Origin of the sequence: Citrobacter sp. Marseille-Q5395 (genome assembly GCF_947057495.1) — a bacterium.
GTDB lineage: Bacteria > Pseudomonadota > Gammaproteobacteria > Enterobacterales > Enterobacteriaceae > Citrobacter > Citrobacter murliniae.
This window is the reverse complement of sequence record NZ_CAMSEL010000011.1, coordinates 202,299-219,916: the sequence shown is the minus strand read 5'-3', so window position 1 is coordinate 219,916 and position 17,618 is coordinate 202,299. Positions and strand designations below refer to the sequence as shown.

General features: G+C 52.6%; 13 protein-coding genes. 10 read left to right on the top strand and 3 right to left on the bottom strand.

From position 1 onward, the window contains the following. Positions 1 to 52 precede the first annotated feature (52 nt). Positions 53 to 901 carry a MurR/RpiR family transcriptional regulator gene (locus OH663_RS14790; protein WP_045446258.1) on the bottom strand — a complete coding sequence of 283 codons (849 nt, stop codon included), beginning with the start codon at positions 899 to 901 and terminating at the stop codon, positions 53 to 55. A gap of 117 nt (positions 902 to 1,018) precedes the next feature. Here OH663_RS14790 and murQ point away from each other — a divergent pair, with 117 nt between their 5' ends. Genes murQ through tadA form a run of 4 tightly spaced genes read left to right on the top strand, consistent with a single transcriptional unit; the run spans position 1,019 to position 4,478 of the window. After that, on the top strand, positions 1,019 to 1,912 hold the full coding sequence (gene murQ / locus OH663_RS14785) for an N-acetylmuramic acid 6-phosphate etherase (protein ID WP_200010346.1): 894 nt from the start codon (positions 1,019 to 1,021) through the stop codon (positions 1,910 to 1,912). Positions 1,913 to 1,920: 8 nt separating this feature from the next. After that, positions 1,921 to 3,285, top strand: coding sequence for a PTS transporter subunit EIIC (locus OH663_RS14780; protein ID WP_045446252.1), 1,365 nt, complete (start codon positions 1,921 to 1,923; stop codon positions 3,283 to 3,285). A gap of 3 nt (positions 3,286 to 3,288) precedes the next feature. Further along, a complete protein-coding gene (gene yfhb, locus OH663_RS14775; RefSeq protein ID WP_200010344.1) occupies positions 3,289 to 3,924 on the top strand; it encodes a phosphatidylglycerophosphatase C in 636 nt (211 codons plus the stop codon). Positions 3,925 to 3,941: 17 nt separating this feature from the next. Continuing rightward, the gene (tadA, locus tag OH663_RS14770) at positions 3,942 to 4,478 is read left to right on the top strand and encodes a tRNA adenosine(34) deaminase TadA (RefSeq protein ID WP_200010342.1); all 537 of its coding nucleotides are present in this window, start codon (positions 3,942 to 3,944) and stop codon (positions 4,476 to 4,478) included. A gap of 27 nt (positions 4,479 to 4,505) precedes the next feature. On the opposite strand, the gene mltF is transcribed toward tadA, so the two are convergent. After that, a complete protein-coding gene (gene mltF / locus OH663_RS14765; RefSeq protein ID WP_200010340.1) occupies positions 4,506 to 6,056 on the bottom strand; it encodes a membrane-bound lytic murein transglycosylase MltF in 1,551 nt (516 codons plus the stop codon). Between the two features lie 268 nt (positions 6,057 to 6,324). Between mltF and purL the strand changes: the two genes are divergently transcribed. The 5 genes from purL to glnB all read left to right on the top strand — a co-directional run bounded on the left by purL (position 6,325) and on the right by glnB (position 14,770). Beyond that, complete coding sequence (purL, locus tag OH663_RS14760) at positions 6,325 to 10,212, top strand: phosphoribosylformylglycinamidine synthase (protein ID WP_200010338.1); 3,888 nt, start codon at positions 6,325 to 6,327, stop codon at positions 10,210 to 10,212. Positions 10,213 to 10,788: 576 nt separating this feature from the next. Continuing rightward, a complete protein-coding gene (gene qseE / locus OH663_RS14755) occupies positions 10,789 to 12,219 on the top strand; it encodes a two component system sensor histidine kinase QseE/GlrK (RefSeq protein ID WP_045446234.1) in 1,431 nt (476 codons plus the stop codon). A gap of 22 nt (positions 12,220 to 12,241) precedes the next feature. Further along, positions 12,242 to 12,985: a two-component system QseEF-associated lipoprotein QseG gene (gene qseG, locus OH663_RS14750; protein ID WP_200010336.1), complete on the top strand. Its 744-nt coding sequence runs from the start codon at positions 12,242 to 12,244 to the stop codon at positions 12,983 to 12,985. Continuing rightward, the gene (gene glrR, locus OH663_RS14745; protein ID WP_304413159.1) at positions 12,985 to 14,319 is read left to right on the top strand and encodes a two-component system response regulator GlrR; all 1,335 of its coding nucleotides are present in this window, start codon (positions 12,985 to 12,987) and stop codon (positions 14,317 to 14,319) included. The genes qseG and glrR overlap by 1 nt, the downstream gene beginning before the upstream one ends. Before the next feature lie 112 nt (positions 14,320 to 14,431). Further along, entirely contained in the window at positions 14,432 to 14,770 is a 339-nt protein-coding gene (glnB, locus tag OH663_RS14740) for a nitrogen regulatory protein P-II (protein WP_002914032.1), read from the top strand. Between the two features lie 59 nt (positions 14,771 to 14,829). Here the strand turns inward: glnB and hmpA are convergent, their stop codons facing one another. Beyond that, positions 14,830 to 16,020, bottom strand: a complete 1,191-nt coding sequence (gene hmpA, locus OH663_RS14735) for an NO-inducible flavohemoprotein (protein WP_200010334.1) — start codon at positions 16,018 to 16,020, stop codon at positions 14,830 to 14,832. Between the two features lie 326 nt (positions 16,021 to 16,346). Here hmpA and glyA point away from each other — a divergent pair, with 326 nt between their 5' ends. Then, positions 16,347 to 17,600 (top strand): serine hydroxymethyltransferase, encoded by a 1,254-nt coding sequence (gene glyA, locus OH663_RS14730; RefSeq protein WP_045446222.1) that lies wholly within the window; start codon positions 16,347 to 16,349, stop codon positions 17,598 to 17,600. Positions 17,601 to 17,618 lie beyond the last annotated feature (18 nt).

The window sequence follows — 17,618 nt, the reverse complement described above, 5'->3', positions numbered from 1 at the left end:
GAAACTCTCAAAACATCACAAATCGGGCGGGCATTATACGCGCATTCTTTGCTCAGACCAGTTTTTTTACCAACGCTTCGCTGTGACGGATACGCTCCGGCGCGTGCTCCAGATCCTGCTGAACCAGCGCCATAAACAACAAATCGGTAAGCATCATTTGCGCATGAGTGGATGAAATCGCAGCGCTCCGAGTGGCCTGCTCCTCTGCAATGGTGTACAGGCAACGGGTTGCACGTTGCTGCAGAGCATTGGGGGTAAATCCGGTGATGGCGAGGATTTTTGCTCCGGTGCGTAATGTTTCATCGGCAGCCAGATTGAGCTCGCGTCGCTCCCCTGTATACGAAATTGCCAGCAAGAGATCGTTTGGTGACATTGCCTGTACGGTCGCCAGCAAGGCGTGCATATCGCGTTCAACTACCGCATTAAATCCAATCTTCAACAGCTTCCAGGCAAAATTCTGCGCGACCAGACCGGATGCGCCAATACCTGTCAGTACAATGCGACGGGCAGACCGCAGCATTGTAACGCTTTCCATCAGCTTCTCTTCACTGTTGATATCCAGAGTTGCATGCATTGCTGCCACATTCTCTTTAATCAGTTTATCTCCGACCAGAAGCATGGGATCGTCACCGCGGATCTGATTGTGCACTGGAACAGAATGTGGATTGGGATTACTGGCCAGCGCTTCGCTGATCGCCAGTTTTAGTGCCGGAAATCCTTTGAATCCCATTTTCTGTGCGAACTTCACGACGCTGGACTGGCTGACGCCTGCCTCGCAGGCCAGTTGCTGTGAGCTGAGATGACGCGCATCATCCGGATGAGCAAGGAGGTAATCCGCAAGCTTTTTATCGCTTTGCGCGAGGTCCGGGTAACGCTGACGAATGCGAATCAAACAGTTCATGCTGTCTCCTGGCGAAAACGTGATGGCGATTACAAAACAAAATTTCACTCGCCTGGGTGAATATAATATTCCATTATGGCGGATTATTATGAATTAAAAATTCCTAAGGAACAAAAAATGAATCTCGGTGCGTTAGTATCAGAAACCCGCAATCCACAGACGATGGATCTCGATGCTTTATCCACGCTTGAGCTGGTTCATCGTTTTAATCAACAGGATACGCTGGTAGCGGAAGCAGTAAAAGCAACGCTTTCTGAAGTTGCGCATGCGGTCGATGCGGCAGCTGACGCGTTAAAAGCAGGCGGGCGGATTATTTACATGGGTGCAGGCACCAGCGGTCGTCTTGGCGTGCTGGATGCTTCTGAATGTCCACCGACCTTTGGTGTGCAACATGGTCTGGTTGTCGGGCTTATTGCCGGAGGTCCGGGCGCGTTGCTGAAGGCGGTTGAAGGCGCAGAAGATAACCCTCAGTTGGGAGAAGATGATCTTCGGGCACTCAATCTTCGCATGCAGGACCTGGTTGTTGGTCTGGCGGCGTCAGGACGTACGCCGTACGTGATAGGCGGTCTGCAATATGCTCGCAAAGTGGGCTGCACGACGGTGGCGATCTCCTGTAATCCGGATTCCCCTGTCGCCCGTGAAGCTGATATCGCCATCTCTCCGGTTGTAGGTCCGGAGGCCCTGACGGGGTCAACGCGTCTGAAGTCAGGTACTGCGCAAAAGCTGGTGCTCAATATGATATCCACTGGGGCAATGGTGAAATTTGGCAAGGTATATCAGAACCTGATGGTGGATATGAAAGCGACCAACGTCAAGCTGGTAGACCGGGCGTGTCGCATGGTGGTGGAAGCTACCGGCATTGCGCGTGAAGAGGCCGAGACACTGCTGAAACAGACTGACTTTGATGTTAAACCCGCCATACTGATGGCGCTAACCGGGTTGGATGCAACCGCAGCCAGAGCCAAACTTTCCGCTCACCAGGGTTTTTTGCGCGCGGCGTTAGAACACTAGAGGTGCATATGGACAAAACGGCGGTTCTTGCCAGCGACATCCTGCTGGGGATTGGCGGAGAGAAAAATATTCTGCGCCTGGAAAACTGTATGACGCGCGTCAGGGTGGAAGTGCAGGATGACGACCAACTGGACATTTCCCGGCTGAAGCAGTTACCCGGTGTCAGTGGCTATGTGAAGCAGGGGGCGCAGCATCAGATTATTGTTGGTCCCGGTAAGGCCGCCAAAGTGGTGGATGCCATGCGTTCTCTGATTGCTGATGACGGCGAACGTCCGAATGTAAATGACATTGAACGCACGAAGTCTCAGGTGAAAGCGAAGTACAAAGCGCCAATGAGCGATGCGCTGCGCAAGCTGGCGAATGTCTTTATTCCGCTGATCCCGGCGTTTATCGCCTCCGGTTTGATTACCGGCATCATTAACATCCTCAAACGACCGGATATTGTGGGTGATTTTGCTACTCACTATCCGAATATGCTGGGGTTGATGGGTATCTTCGGTAGCGCCGTATTTGCCATCATGAACATCCTGGTCGGGGTAAACACCGCCAAAGTGTTTGGCGGTTCGTTAGCGATGGGCGGCGTAATGGCTGGGATCCTCTCCAGTCCGCAGCTGGCACAGATTACTCTGTTTGGCGAAGCACTACAGCCTGGCCGCGGTGGAGTTATCGCGGTGTTGTTAGTGGTCGCGCTGATGTGCTGGATTGAGCGTAAATTTCGTGAGGTGCTGCCGGGCTCGTTGGAGCTTATCCTGAACCCTTTGCTGACGACTATCATCACCGGGACAATCGCGATTGTGGCACTGCAACCGCTCGGTGGCTGGATTTCGGAATCCATTGCTCATGGCGCATCCTGGGCTATCGATCGCGGCGGTTTCCTCGTCGGCGCGGTACTGGCGGGAACATTTCTACCGCTGGTACTCACCGGTTTGCATCAGGGGCTGGTGCCCATCCATGTTGAGCTGGTGCAGGCACATGGCTATAACGCGCTCTTTCCCATTCTGGCGATGGCGGGAGTGGGGCAGATTGGTGCCGCGATTGCTGTTCTGATGAAAACCCGTAACGCACGGCTGAAAAAAGTGATTAAAGGTGCGTTACCAGTAGGATTACTGGGGATCGGTGAGCCGCTGATTTTTGGTGTGACGTTGCCGCTGGGTAAGCCATTTATTGGCGCTTGTCTTGGCGGAGCGGTCGGCGGGGCGCTGATCAGTTACTGGAAGGTCGCGACGGTTATTACTTTTGGGATCTCAGGGTTACCGCTGGCTCTGACGATTGTTGCCGGAAAAGTGATGTTCTATCTGTTAGGCTATCTGGTAGCGGTTATCGCCGGGTTTCTTTTTACCTGGCTATTGGGGTTCAACGATCCAGAGGAATAAGGTTTGACCAATCACGAGCGTCGCGTTGTCTTTTTTGATTTGGATGGTACGTTACACCAGCAGGATATGTTCGGCAGTTTTCTGCGCTACCTGCTACGTCGCCAACCGCTGAATGCGTTGCTTGTGCTGCCCCTGCTACCGATTATTGCGCTGGGGTTGTTGATTCAGGGGCGCGCCGCCCGCTGGCCGATGAGCTTGCTCCTTTGGGGATGCACTTTTGGTCGGAGTGAAGCGCGCCTGAAATCTCATCAGGCCGATTTCGTGCGCTGGTTTCGACAGCACGTAACGGCTTTTCCGGCCGTGCAACAGCGTCTAACGACTTACCTGTTAAGCTCTGACGCTGATATCTGGTTGATTACCGGATCCCCAAGGTCACTGGTCGAACAGGTCTACTTCGACACCCCATGGCTACCGCGCGTTAATCTTATCGCCAGCCAAATTGAGCGGGGGTACGGCGGTTGGGTGCTACCTCTGCGCTGCCTGGGCCATGAGAAAGTGACGCAACTGGAACGTCATATTGGCGCTCCGCTGCGCCTTTACAGTGGCTATAGCGATAGCAAACAGGACAATCCGCTGCTTTCATTTTGCCAGCATCGCTGGCGCGTTACGCCACGCGGTGAGCTTCAGCAACTCGAATAGAGTAAACGATAGCGTCTGTGTATAATGCGCCCGCTTTGATTACCGGAGTTCTGCCTTTGTCTGATGTTGAATTTAGCCATGAGTACTGGATGCGCCACGCCTTAACGCTGGCTAAACGCGCCTGGGATGAGCGGGAAGTCCCGGTAGGTGCGGTATTAGTACATAACAATCGCGTTATTGGCGAAGGCTGGAACCGGCCGATTGGTCACCATGATCCAACAGCCCACGCTGAAATTATGGCGCTGCGTCAGGGCGGTCTGGTGCTACAAAATTACCGCTTACTGAACGCCACTCTGTACGTCACCCTGGAGCCGTGCGTTATGTGCGCTGGCGCGATGGTACATAGTCGCATCGGACGCGTAGTATTTGGTGCGCGCGATGCGAAAACGGGGGCCGCAGGTTCGCTGATGGATGTGCTACATCATCCAGGAATGAACCATCGGGTTGAGGTCACTGAGGGTATACTACGGGATGAATGTGCCACGCTGCTTAGTGATTTCTTCCGCATGCGTCGTCAGGAAATCAAAAACCTGAAAAAGTCTGCAAGTGAGTGATTACGTGTTCCAGCAAGCCGGATGCGGCTATTTTTCCTCTTTCTTCTGTGAGGAAAACAGCAGTGAAGGGGAGTGCGTCAGGTAATTAGACGATGTCTGAGACAGAAACGCAGAGAGAGGAAATTTCTCCTGGTCTAATAATTCTGCCAGAGATACCGCCGGGTAATCCTGTGCCAGTTGCTGCGTTTCTGTCGCCTGTTTTTCTTTCTCTTGCAGATATCCCACCAGGCTTATCTGGTATTTACGAATATTTTCTACATATGCGTAGGCTTCGTGGCCACGAGCATAGCCATACGTCAGCTTGTTGTAATATGGCTTCTGGCTGAGCAGTGGCAGGCGCTGCTTCACATCGGCCCAGCTGTCCGGATTGCCTTTGGTTTTAACCGTTAACGCCCGGGCATCCAGCATATGTGCATATCCCATATTATATGCGGCAAGCGCAAACCAGATGCGCTCTCCTTCCGGTACGGTATCCGGCACTTTACTCATCATGTCCTGTAGATAACGCGCTCCACCGCTGATGCTCTGTTCAGCGTCGGTCCGGTCGGTCAGCCCCAGGCTTTGGGCGGTATTTTTGGTTAACATCATCAGGCCACGTACGCCGGTCGGGGAAGTAGCCTGCGCATCCCAATGGGATTCCTGATAGGAAATAGCCGCCAGCAGCCGCCAGTCTATCTCCTGTGCATATTTTTCAAACAATGGTTTGAGATCAGGCAGTACGCTATCTACAGCGCGTAAAAAAGTGCGAGTATCGACATAATCGAAATCATCGCCATGTCCGAGATACTTTTCTTCCAGTCGCGCCAGTGAACCGTCTTCATTAATAGTGTTAAAGAAATCCAGCAGGGCAGCGGAGAGTGTGTTGTCGTCATCCAGAGGACTAAACCAGGTTACTGGCTGTTCGTCTGAAACATCCAGCGCCACGGCAAGCTCCGGGTGCACGCGTTGGTACAGGCTGATAGCGACTGAATCGGCAATGGTATAGTCGAGCTTACCGGAGATGACATCATCAAGCAGTTCTGTCGTTCCTTTTTTGTCATCGATCTTCCAGCTCAATTCGGGAAATTCTTTCGCTTTCAGCTGCTGCAAATCATTCACCACGACATGTCCGGGGGCGATAGTCAGCTGATTTTCATTCACGCTGGCAAGGGTGCGGGGGCGATATTTTCCGACCCGATACACCAGTTGCTGCGAAACCGAATAGTAAGTCGGACCCGGCTGGTAGTTTTTAACGCGTTCGCTGTTATAGACCAGGCCTGCGGCTAACAGATCGGCATCGCCGTTATCCAGGTCGTCAAAAAGTTGGCTGATATTCTGACGTACAGTGACTTTTAACTTCACCCCTAAATAGCTGGCGAACTGTTGGGTCAGCTCATAATCCAGACCAAAGGTTTTCCCGTTAAGGGTGGAGTGCGTTAAAGGCGAGTCGATTGTACTGACGCGCAATTCTCCCCGAGCTTGAATCGCGGCGATACGATTGTCGGCTTTACCGAACCAGGGGATAGATGGCCAGAGGGCCGCTGCCAGCAGCAGCGTCAATATGCCGATGAACAGATAATTAATCTTTAATTTTTTCAATTAGTTAATTCTCTGAATCGTGCGTAATCTTAGCCTGCTGTGATATTGATTAAGAAGTGAAGTAGTCATTAATGAGCGGCATTTTGCTTAAACTTGCGCCAGTTGGCAACTTATTCAGAAAACTGACCGCATTTGATGATAAGAGAAAGTCGTGATTTTATTTCGACGCAAACGGTTTCGTCTCTGCGGTAGATTCTTTATAATGACGCCCGTTTCCCCCCTTGCGCACACTTATAAGCGCCTCAGGCGCTTCGAAGACGAGAGACTTATGATGGAAATTCTGCGTGGTTCGCCTGCACTGTCTGCATTCCGTATTAACAAACTGCTGGCGCGTTTTCAGGCGGCCAATCTTCAGGTCCACAATATTTACGCCGAGTATGTCCATTTTGCTGACCTGAATGCCCCGTTAAACGAGGATGAGCATGCGCAACTTGCACGCCTGTTGAAGTATGGTCCTGTTCTTCGCAGCCATGTCCCTGAGGGCAAACTGCTGCTGGTAACGCCTCGCCCTGGCACCATCTCCCCCTGGTCTTCTAAAGCGACTGATATTGCCCACAACTGCGGTCTGCAGCAGATTAGCCGTCTGGAACGTGGCGTCGCCTATTATGTAGAAGCCTCTACGCTGACTGCAGAAGAGTGGCAGGACGTTGCTGCCGTACTGCATGATCGCATGATGGAAACGGTATTCTCTTCGCTGGACGAAGCGGAAAAACTGTTTGTGCATCACCAGCCGGCACCGGTTTCTAGTGTCGATCTGCTGGGTCAAGGCCGCCAGGCGCTAATTGACGCTAACCTGCGCCTGGGGCTGGCGCTGGCGGACGATGAAATTGATTATCTGCAGGATGCGTTTACCAAACTGGGACGCAATCCGAACGACATCGAATTGTATATGTTTGCGCAGGCCAACTCTGAGCACTGCCGTCATAAAATTTTTAACGCCGACTGGGTTATCGACGGAAAACAACAGCCGAAGTCGCTGTTCAAGATGATTAAAAACACCTTCGAAACCACACCGGATCACGTGCTGTCTGCTTATAAAGACAACGCGGCGGTGATGGAAGGTTCTGAAGTGGGCCGCTACTTTGCCGACCATCAAACGGGTCGCTATGACTTCCATCAGGAGCCGGCACATATCCTGATGAAAGTAGAAACTCACAACCACCCGACGGCGATCTCGCCATGGCCGGGCGCGGCGACCGGTTCCGGTGGCGAAATTCGTGATGAAGGCGCAACCGGACGCGGCGCAAAGCCGAAAGCGGGCCTGGTTGGTTTTTCCGTCTCCAACCTGCGAATTCCTGGCTTTGAACAGCCGTGGGAAGAAGATTTCGGTAAACCAGAACGTATTGTTACCGCGCTGGATATCATGACCGATGGTCCTCTGGGGGGGGCGGCGTTTAACAATGAATTTGGTCGTCCGGCGCTGACCGGTTACTTCCGTACCTACGAAGAAAAAGTTAACAGCCACAACGGCGAAGAGCTGCGCGGTTACCACAAGCCAATCATGCTGGCCGGTGGGATCGGTAATATCCGCGCCGATCACGTACAGAAAGGTGAGATCGTCGTGGGTGCGAAACTGATCGTCCTCGGAGGCCCGGCAATGAACATCGGTCTTGGCGGCGGCGCGGCCTCTTCGATGGCTTCCGGCCAGTCCGACGCCGATCTCGATTTTGCTTCCGTGCAACGTGACAATCCGGAAATGGAACGTCGTTGCCAGGAGGTTATTGACCGTTGCTGGCAGATGGGCGATGCCAACCCGATTCTGTTTATCCACGATGTGGGGGCAGGCGGACTGTCTAATGCTATGCCTGAGCTGGTCAGCGACGGCGGGCGCGGTGGTAAGTTTGAACTGCGTGATATCCTCAGCGATGAGCCGGGCATGAGCCCGCTGGAAATCTGGTGTAACGAATCTCAGGAACGTTACGTGCTGGCGGTTGCCGCTGACCAGTTAGCGTTGTTTGACGAGCTGTGTAAGCGTGAGCGCGCACCATATGCAGTGATCGGTGAAGCCACCGAAGAACAGCACCTTTCTATGAATGACCGTCATTTTGACAATCAGCCGATCGATCTGCCACTCGATGTATTGCTCGGCAAGACACCGAAAATGACCCGCGATGTACAGACGCTGAAAGCGAAAGGCGATGCGTTAAATCGAAGCGATATCACGATTGCAGATGCGGTCAAACGCGTGCTGCACCTGCCCGCAGTTGCAGAAAAAACTTTCCTGGTGACAATTGGCGACCGTACCGTTACCGGCATGGTTGCACGTGATCAGATGGTGGGGCCGTGGCAGATCCCGGTCGCGAACTGCGCGGTGACGACTGCCAGCCTTGACAGCTACTATGGCGAAGCGATGTCAATCGGCGAGCGCGCACCGGTTGCGCTGCTGGACTTCTCCGCTTCGGCACGCCTCGCGGTAGGTGAAGCGCTGACCAACATTGCGGCAACGCAAATAGGTGATATCAAACGTATCAAACTGTCCGCAAACTGGATGGCGGCCGCCGGTCACCCTGGTGAAGATGCCGGGTTGTACGAAGCGGTAAAAGCGGTAGGGGAAGAATTATGCCCTGCACTTGGTCTGACCATCCCGGTGGGCAAAGACTCCATGTCGATGAAAACCCGCTGGCAAGAAGGTAACGAACAGCGTGAGATGACCTCGCCGCTGTCGCTGGTGATTACCGCTTTTGCCCGCGTGGAAGATGTGCGTCATACCATTACACCGCAGCTCTCGACCGAAGAGAACGCGCTGCTGTTGATTGACCTGGGCCTTGGCCACAATGCGCTGGGTGCGACATCACTGGCGCAGGTTTACCGCCAGTTGGGTGACAAACCGGCTGATGTACGCGACGTCGCGCAACTGAAGGGCTTCTATGACGCCATTCAGGCGCTGGTGGCGCAGCGTAAGCTGCTGGCCTACCATGACCGTTCAGACGGCGGTCTGTTGGTGACTCTGGCTGAGATGGCATTTGCCGGTCACTGTGGTATTCAGGCTGAAATCAGCACACTTGGCGATGACGCTCTGTCTGCTCTGTTTAATGAAGAGCTGGGTGCAGTGATTCAGGTGCGTGCGACAGATCGCGATGCAGTAGAGGCTGTTCTCGCAGCTAACGGTCTGACAGATTGTGTACATTACCTCGGACAGGCAGTCGCAGGTGATCGTTTCACTCTGACAGCCAACGGCCAGTCCGTATTCAGTGAAAGCCGCACTACGCTTCGTATGTGGTGGGCAGAAACCACCTGGCAGATGCAGCGTCTGCGTGACAACCCGGAATGTGCCGATCAGGAACACGATGCCAAGGCGAACGATGCGGATCCAGGCCTTAACGTAAAACTGTCGTTTGATATCAACGAAGATGTTGCCGCGCCGTATATTGCCACCGGTGCGCGTCCAAAAGTGGCTGTGTTGCGTGAGCAAGGTGTTAACTCCCACGTTGAGATGGCCGCGGCTTTCCACCGTGCTGGCTTTGACGCCATCGACGTTCACATGAGCGATCTGCTGGGCGGACGTATCGGCCTGGGGAATTTCCAGGCGCTGGTTGCCTGTGGCGGTTTCTCTTACGGTGATGTACTGGGTGCCGGTGAAGGCTGGGCGAAATCAATACTGTTCAACAACCGTGTGCGTGATGAGTTTGAAACCTTCTTCCATCGCCCACAGACGCTGGCGCTTGGTGTATGTAACGGCTGTCAGATGATGTCCAACCTGCGCGAATTGATCCCGGGTAGCGAACTGTGGCCGCGCTTTGTACGTAACCACTCTGATCGTTTCGAAGCTCGTTTTAGCCTGGTGGAAGTGACGCAAAGCCCGTCTCTGCTGTTGCAGGGAATGGTCGGGTCAATGATGCCGATTGCCGTTTCTCATGGTGAAGGGCGCGTGGAAGTACGTGATGATGCACATCTGGCGGGGCTGGAAAGCAAAGGTCTGGTAGCGCTGCGCTATGTTGATAACTTTGGCAAGGTGACTGAAACCTATCCAGCGAACCCGAATGGTTCGCCAAACGGGATCACTGCGGTGACGACCGAAAATGGTCGTGTGACGATTATGATGCCACATCCGGAACGAGTATTCCGTACTGTGAGCAACTCCTGGCACCCGGAAAACTGGGGCGAGGACAGCCCGTGGATGCGTATCTTCCGCAATGCGCGTAAGCAACTCGGCTAATCTTAACGATAGACATCAAGCCCCTCTTCGCGAGGGGTTTTTTTGTCTGGTCCAGTTGAGCGACGTAAATCCTGTTAGGGGATGAGGCGTTTACACCTCCAGGGTGTCGGCAAATGCCGACAATGGCACGACCGGGGTGTCGCCTAAAAGAGACAGTTAATTAATTGATTTATATATTATTTATTTTTTAGTGTTATATGTGTTGCTAATTAGCGACAAAAGGTGCAAAAAACAGACGGAAAACTTTTTAGCATATTTAAACATATTTCTTATATTTATCATTGTGTTAATAAAATGTTTTGATTGTTGGCACAGTTGCTGCATAATAATAACCAGTGGCTCATTCACCCTCTTATGTCAGCCCCTTCGGGACGTGCTACATAAACTTCGAATGACGCACAACAAGGTGCCTGCCGTCCAACTTCTGATATTAGCGTTGCTCATATCAATCTCCGGGCGAAACGTCGAGTTAGGCACCGCCTTATTCCATAACAAAGCCGGGTTAATCCCGGCTTTGTTGTATCTGGCGTTTCCCTCAGTTAGCATCTTCTTATTCGTGTCCGTTGAGGTAACGCCTTGAAGCGCTGGTCTGTTTTCCCCCGTTCTTTACGCCAGTTGGTGACGTTGGCTTTTTTGCTGATCCTGCTGCCTTTGTTAGTGCTGGCCTGGCAGGCATGGCAGAGTCTGAACGTGCTTAGCGCCCAGGCTGCGTTAACGAACCGAACGACGTTGATTGATGCCCGACGAAGCGAGGCGATGACCAATGCAGCACTGGAGATGGAACGTAGCTATCGGCAATACTGCGTGCTTGATGATCCGACCCTGGCGAAGGTCTATCAAAGTCAGCGCAAACGCTACAGCGATATGCTGGATGCGCATGCGGGCGTTTTACCGGATGACAAACTCTATCAGGCGCTGCGCCAGGATTTGAACGACCTCGCACAGCTACAGTGTAAAAATAGCGGCCCTGATAGTGTGGCGGCGGCACGACTTGAAGCTTTTGCCAGCGCCAATACGGAGATGGTTCAGGCAACGCGTACGGTGGTTTTCTCTCGCGGGCAACAATTACAACAAGATATAGCGGAGCGTGGGCAGTTCTTTGGCTGGCAGGCACTGGTGCTGTTTCTCGTCAGCCTGGCGATGGTGTTGCTGTTCACGCGGATGATTATCGGACCAGTTAAAGGTATAGAACGGATGATCAACCGTCTGGGGGAAGGGCGCTCGCTGGGTGATAGCGTACTGTTCACCGGCCCTCGGGAACTGCGCTCGGTTGGTCAGCGAATTATCTGGCTGAGCGAGCGCCTTTCATGGCTGGAGTCTCAGCGGCATCAGTTTTTACGCCACCTTTCACACGAGCTGAAAACACCGCTGGCAAGTATGCGTGAGGGAACAGAACTGCTGGCAGATCAGGTGGTTGGTCCTCTGACTGCGGAGCAGAAAGAGGTTGTCGGTATTCTGGATGACAGCAGCCGCAATCTGCAGAAACTGATTGAGCAGTTGCTGGATTACAACCGGAAACTGGCTGATGAGGTGATTGAGCTTAAGAACGTTGAGATAGCGCCGCTGGTGGATGGCGTTGTTTCTGCACATAGCCTGCCCGCTCGCTCAAAAATGATACATACTGATGTTGCGCTGGCTGCGAGTTCCTGTCTGGCAGAGCCTGGGCTGTTAATGAGCGTGCTGGACAATCTTTATTCCAATGCGGTGCACTATGGGGCTGAATCCGGTACCATTTGTATCCGCAGCAGTTTGCATGGCTCTACGGTATATATAGATATAGTGAATACCGGCACACCGATTCCAGAAGCAGAAAAGACCATGATCTTCGAGCCTTTTTTCCAGGGGAGTCATCAGCGGAAAGGGGCGGTAAAAGGAAGCGGGTTGGGGCTTAGTATCGCCAGAGATTGCATCCGCCGTATGCGGGGAAAACTGTATCTGGTCGATGATAATGCGCAAGGTGTTTGCTTTCGCATAGAACTGCCGCTATCTGCAACGAAAAAACACTAAAATCAACCTAAGTCTGGTGAGTATGCCACACGTTGTTGTCCGAATGCTTAAACGACATTTTTTCCGCCGCGCCTTATGGGTGAGCTTGCCGTGCCTGGCGCTGGTAGGGTGTGTACCGAATGCGGTGAATCATATTATCGGTGATCCTTCGCAGGAGAAAATTCCTCCTCATCAATTGGCCGATTACCTTTCAACAGAATGTGCGGATATCTGGTCACTACAGGGTCAGTCCACAGAATCTAATCCGCTGTATTGGCTGCGGGCAATGGATTGTGCCGATCGCATGATGGCGGTTCAGGCGCGCAGTGAAGCCAGTGCCATGCTGGCGGATACCTGGCAGGGCGCTTTCAAACGTGGGATCCTGCTAGGCAGTGCCAATATTACCCCACCAGAACGGCGGGACGCGATTACGCGCCTTGATGCGTTAAGCCCGCAAATCCCCGCTCAGGTACGACCGCTTTATCAGGTCTGGCGCAGCAGCCAAACGCTGCAGTTACAGCTTGCAGAAGAACGCATGCGCTATAGCAAACTCCAGCAGGCATCAGACAGCGATCTTGATACGCTGCGTTTACAACAACAGCATTTGCAAGCCCAGCTCGATCTGACTACCCGCAAACTGGAGAATCTGACGGATATTGAACGCCAGCTTTCTACCCGCAAACCTGCCGGTAACTACAGTCCCGATACGCAGCATGGGAGTGATAAACTCACCACACCTGACAACGGGGATGGTGCGGTGTCGTCATCTGATGAGGTAACGCCATGATAAGCCGTAAACCCGCGCATTTACTGCTTGTAGATGACGATCCTGGGTTGTTGAAATTGCTCGGAATGCGACTGACCAGCGAAGGTTACAGTGTCGTAACGGCGGAAAGCGGTCTGGAAGGACTGCGGATCCTGAACCGTGAAAAGGTGGATCTGGTTATTAGCGATCTGCGCATGGATGAAATGGACGGTATGCAACTGTTTACTGAAATCCAGAAAGTCCAGCCTGGGATGCCGGTTATTATTCTTACGGCTCATGGTTCTATTCCTGATGCTGTTGCCGCTACTCAGCAGGGTGTTTTCAGTTTTCTCACTAAGCCGGTCGATAAAGACGCGTTATACAATGCCATTGACGGGGCGCTGGAACAGTCTGCGCCCGCCACTGATGACCGCTGGCGTGAATCAATCGTTACCCGCAGTCCTCTGATGTTGCGTTTGTTGGAGCAGGCACGGATGGTGGCGCAATCAGACGTCAGCGTACTGATCAACGGTCAAAGCGGTACCGGGAAAGAGGTTTTCGCTCAGGCTATTCACAACGCCAGCCCGCGAAGCCACAAACCTTTCATTGCGATTAACTGCGGCGCGTTGCCGGAACAACTGCTCGAGTCTGAACTGTTTGGTCATGCGCGCGGCGCCTTTACCGGCGCGGTGAGCAACCGTGAAGGGTTATTTCAGGCCGCTGAAGGCGGGACGCTGTTTCTCGATGAGATAGGTGACATGCCCGCGCCATTACAGGTCAAATTATTGCGCGTGTTGCAAGAGCGTAAAGTCCGCCCCCTTGGCAGCAATCGTGATATCGACATTGATGTGCGGATCGTTTCTGCGACGCACCGTGATCTGCCCAAAGCGATGGCGCGGGGTGAGTTTCGCGAAGATTTATTCTATCGCCTCAATGTCGTGAGTTTGAAGATCCCGACGCTGGCCGAGCGTACTGAAGACATCCCACTACTGGCAAACCATCTGCTACGCCAGTCTGCTGAGCGGCACAAACCGTTCGTGCGTGCATTTTCGACTGACGCGATGAAACGTTTAATGACAGCCAGTTGGCCAGGAAACGTGCGTCAGTTGGTCAACGTGATTGAACAGTGTGTGGCGCTAACTTCTTCACCGGTAATCAGCGATGCGCTGGTGGAGCAGGCGCTGGAAGGCGAAAATACTGCGCTGCCAACCTTTGTCGAAGCGCGTAACCAGTTTGAACTCAACTACTTGCGTAAGTTGTTGCAAATTACCAAAGGCAACGTTACTCATGCGGCGAGAATGGCGGGGCGCAACCGGACGGAGTTCTATAAGTTGCTCTCTCGACACGAACTGGATGCGAACGATTTCAAAGAATAATTTTACACTGCATCATTCAAGCTGCTGCCAGGCATCATGAATGATTTTGTGTAATCGTTTAATGTGTTAGGTTTATCCGATCAAAAGACAGGCGACCTTTTCAAGGAATAGCATGAAAAAGATTGATGCGATTATTAAACCCTTCAAGCTGGACGACGTCCGCGAAGCGCTGGCAGAAGTCGGCATTACCGGTATGACTGTGACGGAAGTGAAAGGATTTGGCCGTCAGAAAGGCCATACCGAACTGTATCGCGGCGCGGAATATATGGTGGATTTCCTGCCGAAGGTGAAAATTGAAATTGTGGTAACTGACGATATTGTTGATACCTGCGTCGATACCATTATTCGTACTGCACAAACGGGTAAAATTGGCGACGGCAAGATTTTTGTCTTTGACGTGGCACGCGTTATTCGTATTCGTACCGGTGAAGAAGACGACGCGGCAATTTAAGTCGGGTCTGCTTAGCAGGCCTGACAGGCGTAGCGCCATCAGGCCTGCTTTATAACGAATTACAGCACTTTATGTGGACCGAAACATTCGTAGTGAATGTTTTCGTTCTTCACGCCCAGACCGACCAGTTGCTTCGCGGCAAACTGCATAAAGCCAACCGGACCGCACAGATAAAACTGCATTGACGGGTCGCTGATTGCACCTTCCATCTTGTTTAAATCCATCAGTCCTTCGCTGTCATATCCACCTTTTTCGCGATCCGCTTCGTTCGGCTCACGATACCAGGTATGTGCGGTAAAGCGCGGCAGCGTTTTACCCAGTTCACTTACTTCATCGGCAAAAGCATGCACATCGCCGTTTTCTGCCGCGTGGAACCAGTTAACCTGTGCGGTGTGCCCGGATTTTGCCAGCGTATCCAGCATGGCCAGCATCGGCGTCTGACCAACACCCGCAGAAATCAGAGATATTGGCGTATCGGTTGCCACATCCATGAAAAAATCGCCCGCTGGTGCGGCTAAATGAACGATGTCACCGATATTCGCGTGGTTATGCAACCAGGTAGAAACCTGGCCGCCGTCTTCGCGTTTAACGGCAATACGATAGCCTTTACCATCCGGTTTGCGGGTCAGAGAGTACTGACGAATTTCCTGATGCGGGAAACCTTCCGGCTTCAGCCAGACGCCCAGATATTGCCCCGGATGGTATTCTGCCACCGCACCGCCATCGACCGGCTCAAACTCAAAGCTGGTGATCAACGCGCTACGCGGGGTTTTTGCCACGATACGGAACGGACGAGTACCTTCCCAGCCACCATTTTTGTTGGCGTTTTCACTGTAAATCTGTGCTTCGCGGTTGATGAAGACGTTAGCCAGCACGCCATACGCTTTTCCCCAGGCATCCAGCACTTCCTGACCTGGACTGAACATTTCGTCCAGCGTTGCTAGCAGGTGACCGCCCACGATGTTGTACTGCTCGGGCTTAATCTGGAAGCTGGTATGCTTCTGGGCTATTTTCTCAACCGCAGGCAGCAACGCCGCCAGGTTTTCGATATTGCTGGCGTAAGCGGCGATGGCGTTAAATAACGCTTCACGTTGATCGCCATTACGCTGGTTACTCATGTTGAAAATTTCTTTGAGTTCGGGGTTATGCGTAAACATGCGATCGTAGAAATGGGCGGTCAGCTTCGGGCCTGTCTCAACCAGCAGGGGAATGGTGGCTTTCACTGTAGCGATGGTTTGTGCGTCAAGCATACTGTCTTCCTTTATCTGAGACTTTAATGATGTATGTCAAATGCATCTTATAAAAAATACCCCTGCATTGTAAATGGTTCTTTGTAACTTTGCGTTGTAATGGTTACAACGTGAAAAATCTGCATCACAAACCTGAAAAGAAATCCGTTGAAATTAAGCAGACCTTTGTTCTCCAAAGCCTTGTGTGCTCTGAAGGTAATCGTTTGCGTAAAATCCTTTGTCAAGACCTGTTATCGAAGAATGATTCGGTTATACTGTTGGCCGAAGTCCAACGGGACTGCCTTTTTAGGCCGAAATTCTATTGTTAGCTGAGTCAGGAGATGCGGATGTTAAAGCGTGAAATGAACATTGCCGATTATGATGCCGAACTGTGGCAGGCTATGGAGCAGGAAAAAGTACGTCAGGAAGAGCACATCGAACTGATCGCCTCCGAAAACTACACCAGCCCGCGCGTGATGCAGGCGCAGGGGTCTCAGCTGACCAACAAATACGCTGAAGGTTATCCGGGCAAGCGTTACTACGGTGGTTGTGAATACGTTGATATTGTTGAGCAACTGGCGATTGATCGCGCCAAAGAGCTGTTTGGCGCAGACTACGCTAACGTCCAGCCGCACTCCGGTTCTCAGGCTAACTTCGCTGTCTACACTGCTCTGCTGCAACCGGGTGATACCGTTCTGGGTATGAACCTGGCGCAAGGCGGTCACCTGACTCACGGTTCCCCGGTAAACTTCTCAGGTAAACTGTACAACATCGTCCCTTACGGCATCGATGAGTCCGGTAAAATTGACTACGAAGACATGGCGAAGCAGGCTCAGGAGCACAAACCGAAGATGATTATCGGTGGCTTCTCTGCTTACTCCGGAGTGGTTGATTGGGCAAAAATGCGTGAAATCGCCGACAGCATTGGCGCATACCTGTTCGTCGACATGGCGCACGTTGCCGGTCTGATTGCCGCAGGCGTGTACCCGAACCCGGTTCCGCATGCTCATGTTGTTACCACTACTACCCACAAAACCCTGGCGGGTCCGCGCGGCGGCCTGATCCTGGCAAAAGACGGTAGCGAAGAGCTGTACAAAAAACTGAACTCTGCTGTATTCCCTAGCGCGCAGGGCGGCCCACTGATGCACGTTATCGCGGCGAAAGCGGTGGCACTGAAAGAAGCGATGGAGCCAGAGTTCAAAGTCTACCAGCAGCAGGTTGCGAAAAACGCCAAAGCGATGGTGGAAGTGTTCCTGAACCGTGGCTACAAAGTGGTTTCTGGCGGTACTGAGAACCACCTGTTCCTGCTGGATCTGGTAGACAAAAACCTGACCGGTAAAGAAGCTGACGCTGCGCTGGGCCGTGCTAACATCACCGTTAACAAAAACAGCGTACCGAACGATCCGAAGAGCCCGTTCGTCACTTCCGGTATTCGTATCGGTTCCCCGGCTGTGACCCGTCGTGGTTTCAAAGAAGCCGAAGTGAAAGAGCTGGCTGGCTGGATGTGCGATGTTCTGGACAACATCAATGATGAAGCTGTAATCGAGCGCGTCAAAGCGAAAGTCCTGGATATCTGCGCACGCTTCCCTGTTTACGCGTAAGTCATTTTTATTGCCGGA